This window comes from Streptomyces boncukensis, from assembly GCF_011045075.1.
GTDB classification, from domain to species: domain Bacteria; phylum Actinomycetota; class Actinomycetes; order Streptomycetales; family Streptomycetaceae; genus Streptomyces; species Streptomyces boncukensis.
Map to the genome: position 1 here is coordinate 1 of NZ_JAAKZZ010000264.1, position 10,321 is coordinate 10,321.

The following is a 10,321-nucleotide window of genomic DNA, read 5'->3' on the forward strand; positions in this document are numbered from 1 at the left end:
GCCCTGGCGAGCGCAGGGCCGGAGGGCAGCGGCCCCGAGCCCCTGGAGAGCGGCCCCGAACCGTTGCCCCCGGACGACCGCGACCCGGGCGGCCAGCCCCCCGGCTGAGACGGCACCCCGAAGGGGCGCGGGCTGTGCCTGTGCGCGGCTTCGCCGCGGACCGCGACGTACAGCCAGGGGCAGCCCCTGCCCAGCCACCACCAGGAGGAACACACATATGACGCAGGCGGTCGGCTTTCTCTACCCCGGCTACTCGGCCGAGGACGACTACCCCCGTCTGGAGCGGATCCTGACCGAGGCGGGCGCCGAGGTCGGGCTGCCGCTCGTACACACCGACATCGGCGAGGACGCGCACCGGGTGGACGCCCTGCTGGAGATGGGCTCCGCCGCGCGGCTCGCCGCGAAGGTCGAGGAGGTCAAGGCCCGGGGAGCCGAGGCGGTCGTCTGGGCCTGCACCAGCGCCAGCTTCGTCTTCGGCTGGGACGGCGCGCAGCAGCAGGTGCGCGAGCTGTCGGCGACGGCCGGGCTCCCGGCCTCCAGCACCTCCTTCGCCTTCGCCGGGGCGGTCCGCGCGCTGGGCGCCGAGCGGGTCGCCATCGCCGCGACCTACCCGGAGGACGTGGCGCAGCTCTTCCGGGACTTCCTCAAGGCGGCGGACGCCGAGGTCGTCTCGATGCGGGGCAGCGGCATCATCACGGCCGCGGAGGTCGGCACCTGGGGCGAGCAGGAGGTCCTCGCCCTCGCCCGGGGCGGCGACCACCCGGACGCGCAGGCGGTCCTCCTCCCCGACACGGCGCTGCACACCGCCGCCTGGATCCCGGCCCTGGAGGCGGAGCTCGGCAAGCCGGTCCTCACCGCGAACCAGGTCACCGTCTGGGAGGGCCTCCGGCTGCTGGAGCAGCCGGTGACCTGCCCCGCGCTGGGCACGCTGTTCGCCTGACGCACAAACGCCGGACGGGGGCGGGAAGACACCGCCCTCCTCCGGCGTTGACCCCTCTCGTACGGTGCCGGCGAGAGAAGGGCAGCCACAGTGAACGACCCCATACGCGGCGAGGCCGGGGGCACCGCGCCCGTCCCGCTCTCCGTCCTCGACCTGGCCACCGTCGGCGAGGGCCGCACCTCCCGGGACGCGCTCACCGCCTCCACCCGGCTGGCCGTCCTGGCCGAGCGCAGGGGCTTCGCCCGCTACTGGGTGGCCGAGCACCACTCCATGCCCGGCGTCGCCAGCTCGTCCCCCGCCGTCATCCTGGCCCATCTGGCCGCCCACACCGAACGCATCCGGCTCGGCTCGGGCGGGGTGATGCTGCCCAACCACGCGCCCCTCGTCATCGCCGAGCAGTTCGGCACCCTGGAGGCGCTCGCCCCCGGCCGGATCGACCTGGGCCTGGGCCGCGCCCCCGGCACCGACGGCGCCACCGCCGCCGCGCTGCGCCGCACCGACCGGCTGCGGGAGGGCGCCGAGGACTTCCCGCAGCAGCTGACCGAGCTGACCCGGTTCCTGGACGACGACTTCCCCGACGGCCACCCGTACGCGCGGATCCACGCGGTGCCGGGCCGGGTGCAGTCCGAGCGGCAGGGCCGCCCGCCGGTCTGGCTGCTCGGCTCCTCCGGCTTCAGCGCCCAGCTCGCCGGACGGCTCGGCCTGCCGTTCGCCTTCGCACACCACTTCTCGGCCGCGAACACGCTGCCCGCGCTGGAGCTGTACCGCGAGTCGTTCCGCCCGTCCGCCGTGCTGGACGCGCCGTACGCGCTGATCGGCGCCGCCGCGCTCGCCGCGGAGGACGAGCGGGAGGCCCACCGCCAGGTGCTGACCGGAGCGCTGTCCATGCTGCGGCTGCGCACCGGCCGGCCCGGCCTGATCCCGACCCCGGAGGAGGCCGAGGCGTACGAGTTCAGCGCGGTGGAGCGGGACTTCGTGGACAGCTGGCTCGGCAACGTGACGTACGGTACGCCCGACGCCGTGCGGGACGGGCTGGACGCGCTGGTCAAGCGGACGGGAGCGGATGAGCTGATGCTGACCGCCAACGCGCACAGCCCGGAGGCCCGGGTCCGCTCCTACGAGCTGATCGCCGACGCCTACGCCCTCTGAGCACGGCACGGAGCCGGGGGGCGCTGCCGTGCGCTGCCGACCGCGGGCCCGCCGTGGCTGCTCGCGCAGTTCCCCGCGCCCCTGATGATGCGCCCCCGAAGGGGCGCGGGGAACTGCGCGAGCAGCCACAACACACCCGCACCCGCCCGACGGCCTTCCGGGGCAGCCCGGAAGGCGCCCGGAAGCCGCCGGGCCCGGCTACGCCGACTGAGCCCGGCCGGACGTCGACAGCAGATCGGCGATACGATCCGCCTCCATCGGCTTGGCGTAGTGCCAGCCCTGCCCCGTGTCGCAGCCGATCCGGCGCAGCCGTTCCGCCTGGGCCGGGCCCTCCACGCACTCGGCCGTCACGGTCAGGCCCAGCTTGTGCGCGAGCTGGACCAGCGCCGTCACGATCGTCTCGTCCGCCGGGTTCTGGTGCCGGGCGGTGCGGAAGCCGCGCACGAACGTGCCGTCCAGCTTCAGCGCCCGTACCGGGAGGCGGCTGAGGTAGGCGAGGTTGGAGTAGCCGGTGCCGAAGTCGTCGATGGCGATCCGCACCCCCATCTCGGAGAGCGCCTGGAGGGCCTGGAGGGGCCGGCCGGCCGAGCCCATCACCGCGGACTCGGTGAGCTCCAGCTGGAGCAGCCCGGACGGCAGGCCCGTCTCCTGCAGGATGTCCGCGACGTCCTGCACCAGGTCGGAGTCCCACACCTGGCGGACGGCGACGTTCACGCTCACATACAGCGGCGGGCCCGAGCGCTCCTGCATCCAGCGGCGGGCCTGACGGCACGATTCAGCGAGCACCCAGCGGCCCAGCGGCACGATGGCGCCGTTCTCCTCCGCGAGCCCGATGAACCGGTCCGGGCTCAGCATCCCGAACCGGGGGTGCCGCCAGCGCACCAGCGCCTCGACGCCGCGCGGCATGTCGTCGGAGAAGCCGACGATCGGCTGGTACTCCAGCACGAACTCGCCGCGTTCGACGGCCCGGCGCAGTGTGCTGGAGAGCGCCTGCCGGGTCATCCGGTGCGCGTTGCGCTCCGGGTCGAACAGCGTCCAGCGGGCCTTGCCGTCGGCCTTCGCCCAGTACAGCGTGGTGTCGGCGGCCTGCATCAGCTCGGTGGGGCTGGTCCCCTCGGTCTCCCGCTCGACGACCCCGATGCTGGCGGAGACCGCGAGCCGCTGGCCCGCCAGGTCGAAGGGCCGCTGCAGCGCGGCGAGCACGGACTGGGCCAGCCCGGTGAGCTGTTCGGTGCCGGTGGAGGACTCGACCAGCAGCGCGAACTCGTCCCCGCCCAGCCGTGCCACCAGATGTCCGCCGCACTCCTCGGAGCCCGCGTCCTGGGCGCACTGGGTGAGCCGCTGCGCCACGGCGTCCAGCAGGGTGTCGCCGACCCGGTGGCCCAGGGTGTCGTTGATCGCCTTGAAGCCGTCCAGGTCGATGTAGCACAGGCCGGTCCTGCCGGTCGCCGAGTCGGCGAGCGCGGTCGCCAGCCGCTCGAAGAACAGCGTGCGGTTGGGCAGCCGGGTGACCGGGTCGTGCATCTGCAGATGGCGCAGCCGCTCCTGCAGGTCGCGGCGTTCGCTGATGTCCGCGATGGACAGCAGCGCCTCGCCGCCGCGCGCGGTGGGCGTCACGGTGACCTCGGCCCACAGCGTGTGCCCGTCGGCGTGTTTGAGGCGGCGGGTGCACGACATCCGGTCGGTGCGGCCCTGCAGCGCCTCGCGGTACGCGCTGCGGACCCGGCCCTCCAGGCTGAGCCCGGCCAGCTCGGCGATCGGGCGGGCGACGAGCCTGCGCGGTTCGGCGCCCAGCATCGCGGCCAGCGCGCGGTTGGCCGTGAGCACCCTGCCATCCCGGTCCACGATGGCCATGGCGAGCTGCGCCGCGTTGAAGGCGGCCCGGAAGTCGCTCTGCTCGCTGTGGCCGTTGGCTACGCGCCGCCGCCAGCGCTTGTGATTACTTTCCGTGATGGTTTGCGGTTGCGTTCCGATGGTGTCGCCGGAGTCTTTGCCCGGTCCTTCGAGGGGTCCGTTCACCGATCGCTCCGCGGGGGGCTCGTCTCGTGCGGATCGGTCAGAAGGCTGCCCGGAAGCAGCCCGGGGGCGGATCCGCGCTGGAAATGTGCCGATCATAGAGGTTGGCGCCGGAGCGGAGCCAGTGTCCCGGGCACCGGGTCCGGACGCCGGTCTCCCAGACCCGATGCTACGGGCACACGGGTGACCGTTTCTGCACCGGGCCTGAATGCGACCTGACCGCTTACGACTGAACATTACTAAGAGTAGTCATATTGCGGTTGACTCGACCGGCCTACCGGAACGGTGCGAATCGCCACAAACGGGGACAGTGTGGTGAAGGTCCGCATTCCTGATCCGGTGAGGTCGCAACGTGGCGCAGCCGCATATACCCGAGGGGGTGGCCGCGTGGCGCCGCCGCTGGCGTGGCACGCGGCCGCGCGGCGCCGGCCGGCTGCGCCGCTCGGCCGCGGTGGGCACCGCCTTCACCGCGTTCATGGGCATGGCGCTGATCGCCGGGCCCATGAAATCTGTGGCGGTGTCCATGCCGTGCGCTCTTCCGCGCACCGATGCGCACCACTCGCTGGGTTTGGACACCTGGAACGCCTCCTATCCGCGCCCCGACGGGACGCTCGACGCGGCCCTTCTCTTCCTCTCTTTCCCCGATGCGACCCCGATGGCCACCCCTGAGGAGCTGGCAGCTGACCATTTCCCCGCAACAACCGACTTTTTCCGCCGCGCCTCGTACGGAAAGTTCCGGCTCCGGCCCCATGTGGTGCGGCGATGGATCGAGATGCCCGCCGTGTCCCGCGCGTACCGGATACGGCGCGACTGGGACTCCGGACTGCGCACGGCCTATATGCGGGACGCCGTCGCCGCCGCCGACCGGTTCGTGGACTTCGGCCGGTACGACCTCGTCTATCTGATCGCCGACCCGGACGCGCCCGGAGTCGACTCCGACGCGACCAAGGTGGTCAACTTCGAGGAGCCGATCGCCGTCGACGGCACCCGGCTGCGCCGTCTGGTCACCGTCTTCGAGCAGAGTCCGCCGGACCGGCACGTCCTGGCCCACGAGACCGGCCATGTCTTCGACCTGCCCGACCTCTACAAGCGGCCGTCCGGCGAGGGCGCCGACTGGGACACCCGGGTGGGGGACTGGGACCTGATGGGCAGCCAGTTCGGGCTGGCCCCGGAGCCGTTCGGCTGGCACAAGTGGAAGCTGGGCTGGCTCGGCGCGGCCGGCGTCCGCTGCGTACCGGAGGGGCTCGGCACCACCCTGCACACCCTGCGCACGCTCACCGCGCCCCCCGGCCCCGGGGCGCGGCTCGCGGTGCTGCGCACCGGCCGGCACGAGGCCATCGCCATCGAGGCCCGCGACCGCACCGGCAACGACCGGGAACTGTGCCGGTCCGGGGTGCTCCTCTACCGGGTGCGCGGCGACATCGCCTCGACGGGCGGCCCCGTCGAGGTGCTCGACGGGCATCCGCGCTCCGCGGCCTGCGCCGGCACCTCGGCGCACCCGCCGCTCGCGGACGCGCCGCTGGGCGTGGGGGAGAGCCTCGTGGTCGCGGACGCGGCGCTGCGGGTGGAGGTCACGGGCCGGTCCGCCGCCGGCGACTGGGATGTGAAGATCACCCGCGGCTGACGGACGGCATGCGAAGGGGCCCCTCACGCAGGTGAGGGGCCCCTTCACTGTCTGTACGCCGCCAGGGACTCGAACCCCGGACCCACTGATTAAGAGTCAGTTGCTCTAACCAACTGAGCTAGCGGCGCCCGTTGACGTCGTAAACCCTAGCACCGCGATCCGCTAGGACAAAAATCGAATATTCCGGGTCAGGGGCGAGCCGGAGGCTGACCTTCCGGTGTCCGGTCCCGCAGCAGGTCCTGCCCGAACTCGATCATCTTGCGTGCGTAGTCCTCCGTCCAGCGCGCACGCCCGGCGATGGCCTCGGCCGTCAGCCGGTCGAAGCGCCGCGTGTCGGCGAGCTGGGCCGCCGCCACCGCCTGGTACTCCATGGCGCGGTCGGCCGCCGCGCGGAACGCCAGCACCAGCTCGGTGGAGCGCTCCAGCAGCTCCGCTGGGTCGGCCAGGGACTCCAGGCCGAAGAAGTGCTCGTCGTCCGGCTGGGCCTCCGAGGGCTCGAAGAGGAGCGGGGCCGGGCGACGGTGGTGCGGGGTGCCGCCTTCGGGAGCCGAGTGCGGCTCTGACATCTGTCTACCTCCCAGGTTGAGGGCCGCCCTCCATTGTGCGCTTCAGGAGAGCTGAACGGTGTGTTCCGCCAGATGTGCCAGCACCGCCTGGTGCGCCTCCCAGCCGTCCGGCGCCCGCTCGGCCGCGCCGAGCCGCACCGGCTCCGCCGACGGGTGGTCGTCCAGCAGCGCGGCGACCCCGGCGCGGCACACCACGACGCACGCGTGCCGGTGCCGCGAGGCCAGCACGCACAGCCGCCCGGTCTCCAGGTGGAACCGGGTGGCATCCGGGCGCCCGGACAGCGGATGCAGCACCACCGTCACATCGAACTCCCGGCCCTGCAGACGGTTCGCCGTGTCCACGGCCACCCCCGCCACGCCCAGCGCCGCCAGCCGCGCCCGTACGGCCGCCGCCTGGTCCCGGTGCGCCGTGCCGACCGCCACCCGGTCGGCGGTGAGCGGCACCGGCTCCGGGCCGCGCTCGCTGACCGCCAGCCCGCCGCGCTCCAGCAGCCGCTCCACCACCCCGGCCACCGCCGCCACCGCCTCCGGGTCGGTGCGCGGGGTGCGCCGTGCGGGCAGCTCCAGCAGCCCCCAGCCGGAGCCGGCCGCCTCCTCCAGCACCCGGTCCACCGGCGAGCCGTCCCCGGCCCGCTCCAGCGCCAGCGTCCGTGCGCCGGGCCCGGTGCCGCTGCGGAACGGGGTGTACGGATAGAAGGCGTCCGAGACCAGCGGCGCTGCCGAGGCCGGGAGCCGCCAGGAGACCGGCAGCCGGTGCTGCGGCAGCCGGGGGTTGTGCGCCAGCAGCGAGCTGACCGCGCTCGCCGACGGGTCGTACGACAGCCCCGCCCACTGGTCGGCTGCCACCTGGCTGAACGGGTCCAGCTGCCCCGGGTCGCCGACGAACAGCGCCCGCTCGAACAGCCCGGCCACCGCCAGCAGCGCGTCCGAGCGCATCTGGTACGCCTCGTCGACGATCGCGTACCGCCAGGGCTCAGCGGACTTCACCCACGCCCACTTGGCGGCCGTCGAGACCACCACGTCCAGCCCGGCCAGCTCGCCCGCCTTCGCGGACGTACGCACCGCGGGGTGCCGGTCCAGCGCCGGGTCGTAGGGCGCCGGGTCGCTGCTGTGCAGGCGGCCCACCGGCAGCTCGGGGTCGGCGGTCGCCAGCCGGTCCACCAGGTCGTCCACCTGCGCGTTGGTCTGCGCGACCACCATCAGCGGGTGCCCGGCGGCGGCCAGCTCGCGCGCCGCGCGCACCACGAGGGTGGACTTGCCCGCGCCGGGCGGCGAGTCCACGACGACGCCCCGGTGCGCGCCGTCCAGGGTGTCGCGCAGGATGGCGGCGGTGGCGTCCGCCGCGGCCTGCGCCGGGGACGCCGCGGGACTGTCCAGCGCTGTCACAGCACATCCTCCGCGGTCACCGGATCCGGTTCCTCCGCCGTCGGCTCGCCGGGCGGGCCGCCGTGCGTCCAGGGCGTGTCCTCCGGCTCCGGCAGCCCCGCCCCGCCGCGCGGCGCGTGCTCGAACAGCGTCCAGCACACCCGCTCGCCCGGCTCCGGCACCGTGCCGGGCGCGGGCTCCTTGCCCCGCCCCATGCCGCCGGTGAGCCGCAGCACCAGCCCGTCGCCGTCGCCGCCGGGCGACACCACCTCGGCGGGCTGCTGGCCGCCGGCCGGGAGCGCGCGGTAGACCTTGTCGCCCTCCTCCAGCAGCGGCGTGTCCGCGGTACTCACCGTCACCCGGGGGCGCGGGGTGGGCCGCCTGCCGTCCGAGTACGCCATCTCGACGCCCGTCACGCGCGCCGCGAACGCCTCGCCCGCCAGCCGCCGCACCGCCATCACCAGCGGGTCGTCCAGCGCCTCCTGCGCCTCCAGCTCGGCCTGCCGCTGCTCGCGCATGGCCAGCTTGCGGGCCGCCGTCACCGCGTCGTCCCGGCGCGGCTGCGGCGGCTCGCCCGCGCGCAGCCGGTCGCGGTGGTGGGTGTACGACTGGCGGTCGCGCCGCCACCGGTCGGGCACATGCTCGGCCTCCGGGAGCTCCCGCAGCAGGTCGACGCCCTGCCATACGGCGTCCCAGGTGGGCCGCAGCTGGGACGCCAGCAGCTCCCGCACCTCCGCCTCGGCGCCGGGCAGCCCGGCGTCGTACCGGTCGACGGCCGGGGCGAGCAGCCGGTTGTCGAACGCCGGATCGGTGGCGGGCCCGGCGGGCGGGCGGACGAGCTGCCCCGCCGCGTCCCGGGCCAGCTCGGCGCGGCGCGCGGCCGCGGCGCCCGCCCGGGGCACGCCGTCCGGGCCGCCGGGGCCGTCCGGCGGCGCGATCCAGGCGAGCAGCGCCCCGAGGTGCTGGTCCTCCAGATGGCTCTGGCCCGTGGCCCAGTGCCGGGTCAGCAGCCCGGTCAGGGGCAGCAGCAGCGACGAGCCGGGCACCCGGGCGCGCTCCGCGTAGTGCGTCAGCCAGCGGCCCAGCAGCGGGACGCGGGGCGGCGCGGGATACGCCGAGTCCGGCGCCTCCTCGGCCGTGCGCCGGAACCGCATCGAGCGGCCCAGCAGCCGGACGAAGTCCACGCCCGGCCCGTTCGGCACCAGCAGCTGCGGCGCGTCCGCGCACAGCTCGGTCTGTACGGTGACGCGCTTGCCGCTCTCCGGGTCGGTCTCCTTCCGCTCCACCAGCTCGACGTCGTCCTGGCACGACTCCAGGTGCGGCAGCAGGGTGTCGGCCAGCCGGGCGAGAAAGGCGAACCGCAGGTCGCGGTCGCGCGGCTGCGGGACGGTGAACAGCTCGGGCGACTCCCGGTCCGTGCCGACGAGCGCGCCCAGCGGGGCGCCGGTCTCGCCCGCGGTGGTCAGCGGCACGAACACCATGGGGCGTTCGGCCAGATGGCGGTGGCGCGCCGTCGCCAGGGGCTGGGCGCGGCCGCAGGCGGCGGCCTCCATCCGGGCCAGGGCGTTCATCAGCGACACGGCTGCCGCGCCTCCTCTCCGCGACGGAGCCGTGGCACGGGGAGGGGCTGCCCCTGGCGGTGCGTCGCGGGCTGCGGGTGCTCCCCCAAGCTCTCGGCTTCGCTCGAGCAGGGAGGTACCCCCATGGCAGGCCGCGCAGTTCCCCGCGCCCCTGACGGGGCACGACAGGGAGGCCCCGAAGGGGCGCGGGGAACTGCGCGAGCAACCACGACGTGCCCGCGGCCCGCCATGCGCAGCAAGGGGCACCCCCTCCCCGGGATGTTCACCGTTCCCCCTCGCCCAGGGCCTCAGCGCGCAGCGCCGCCGCACGGCGCAGCGCGGACGCCGCGGGGTCCCCCGCGCCGTCTCCGTCGCCGTCGCCGTCCCCGGCACCGCCGCCGCGCGCAGCGGCCAGCACCGCGTGCACCGTCGCCAGCCCGCCCAGTTCGCCGCGCACCGAGCGCCCCAGCGCCGCCACGGCGCCCTCCTCCCGCGCCCGGTCGCGGCAGTGGAACGCCAGCTCGCACGTGGCCAGGCACTCCGGCGCGTACTCCGCCGGCACCGACTCCACGGCCGCCAGCAGCTCGCCGGACGGGCGGTCCGGCGCGAAGCAGGCGCCCTCGGGGAGCGACGCGGCGATGTCCTCGATCCGGGTGAGCCGCGCGAGCTGCCGCCGGGTGGCGGCCACCTGCTTGCGCAGGCCGACCAGGTCGGCGCACGGATGGTTGGAGAAGTCACGCGGGCACACCAGCAGCGCGTGCTCCCGTACGGCGAGCCGCTCGCCCTCCGCCAGGGCCAGCGCGTACACCGCCGCCTGGCGGGCCGCGGCGCCGACCTTCGCGGGGTCGGCCGAGCCGTCCAGGATGGGGAAGGACTTGATCTCGATCACGGTCACACCCCCGTCGGGGTGGACGGCCAGCGCGTCCGGCTCCAGATACGCGGTCGAACCGGCCACGTGCAGGGTGAGCAGCGGATGGTCCAGCACGGCCCAGCCGCCCGCCGCCGCGGCGTCCCGCAGCGCGAGCCGGGTGCGCGCTGCCCGCCCGGCGGGCCCGTCGGCGGTGAGGTCCGGTACGGCGACCCCGGTGCCGCCCTCCTCGGC

7 protein-coding genes, 1 tRNA gene and 1 pseudogene are annotated in these 10,321 nt (G+C 75.0%); 3 read left to right on the forward strand and 6 right to left on the reverse strand.

Annotation, left to right across the window (positions count from 1 at the left end):
• Positions 1-217 precede the first annotated feature (217 nt).
• On the forward strand, positions 218-940 hold the full coding sequence (locus tag G5C65_RS22650; RefSeq protein ID WP_165300750.1) for a maleate cis-trans isomerase family protein: 723 nt from the start codon (positions 218-220) through the stop codon (positions 938-940).
• A 90-nt stretch (positions 941-1,030) separates the two neighbouring features.
• Positions 1,031-2,089, forward strand: a complete 1,059-nt coding sequence (locus G5C65_RS22655) for an MsnO8 family LLM class oxidoreductase (RefSeq protein WP_165300751.1) — start codon at positions 1,031-1,033, stop codon at positions 2,087-2,089.
• Positions 2,090-2,287: 198 nt separating this feature from the next.
• On the opposite strand, the gene G5C65_RS22660 is transcribed toward G5C65_RS22655, so the two are convergent.
• Entirely contained in the window at positions 2,288-4,108 is a 1,821-nt protein-coding gene (locus tag G5C65_RS22660) for a putative bifunctional diguanylate cyclase/phosphodiesterase (protein WP_338146589.1), read from the reverse strand.
• A 349-nt stretch (positions 4,109-4,457) separates the two neighbouring features.
• Between G5C65_RS22660 and G5C65_RS22665 the strand changes: the two genes are divergently transcribed.
• On the forward strand, positions 4,458-5,729 hold the full coding sequence (locus G5C65_RS22665; RefSeq protein ID WP_420903349.1) for a M6 family metalloprotease domain-containing protein: 1,272 nt from the start codon (positions 4,458-4,460) through the stop codon (positions 5,727-5,729).
• A gap of 54 nt (positions 5,730-5,783) precedes the next feature.
• Here the strand turns inward: G5C65_RS22665 and G5C65_RS22670 are convergent.
• The 5 genes and pseudogenes from G5C65_RS22670 to G5C65_RS22690 form a co-directional block, all read right to left on the reverse strand.
• Positions 5,784-5,857: transfer RNA gene (locus G5C65_RS22670), tRNA-Lys, on the reverse strand.
• Positions 5,858-5,917: 60 nt separating this feature from the next.
• On the reverse strand, positions 5,918-6,295 hold the full coding sequence (locus G5C65_RS22675; protein ID WP_165300752.1) for a hypothetical protein: 378 nt from the start codon (positions 6,293-6,295) through the stop codon (positions 5,918-5,920).
• Positions 6,296-6,337: 42 nt separating this feature from the next.
• Complete coding sequence (locus tag G5C65_RS22680; protein WP_165300753.1) at positions 6,338-7,681, reverse strand: AAA domain-containing protein; 1,344 nt, start codon at positions 7,679-7,681, stop codon at positions 6,338-6,340.
• Positions 7,678-9,240: a hypothetical protein gene (locus G5C65_RS22685; protein WP_165300754.1), complete on the reverse strand. Its 1,563-nt coding sequence runs from the start codon at positions 9,238-9,240 to the stop codon at positions 7,678-7,680. Before G5C65_RS22685 ends, G5C65_RS22680 begins: the two co-directional genes overlap by 4 nt.
• Before the next feature lie 262 nt (positions 9,241-9,502).
• A pseudogene (locus tag G5C65_RS22690) lies at positions 9,503-10,321 on the reverse strand (hypothetical protein); the annotation flags it as partial.

Excerpts from the sequence above, each read along its gene's own strand:
- G5C65_RS22675 (WP_165300752.1), bottom strand. The coding sequence starts at position 6,295 with ATGTCAGAGCCGCACTCGGCTCCCGAAGGCGGCACCCCGCACCACCGT.
- G5C65_RS22650 (WP_165300750.1), top strand. The coding sequence starts at position 218 with ATGACGCAGGCGGTCGGCTTTCTCTACCCCGGCTACTCGGCCGAGGAC.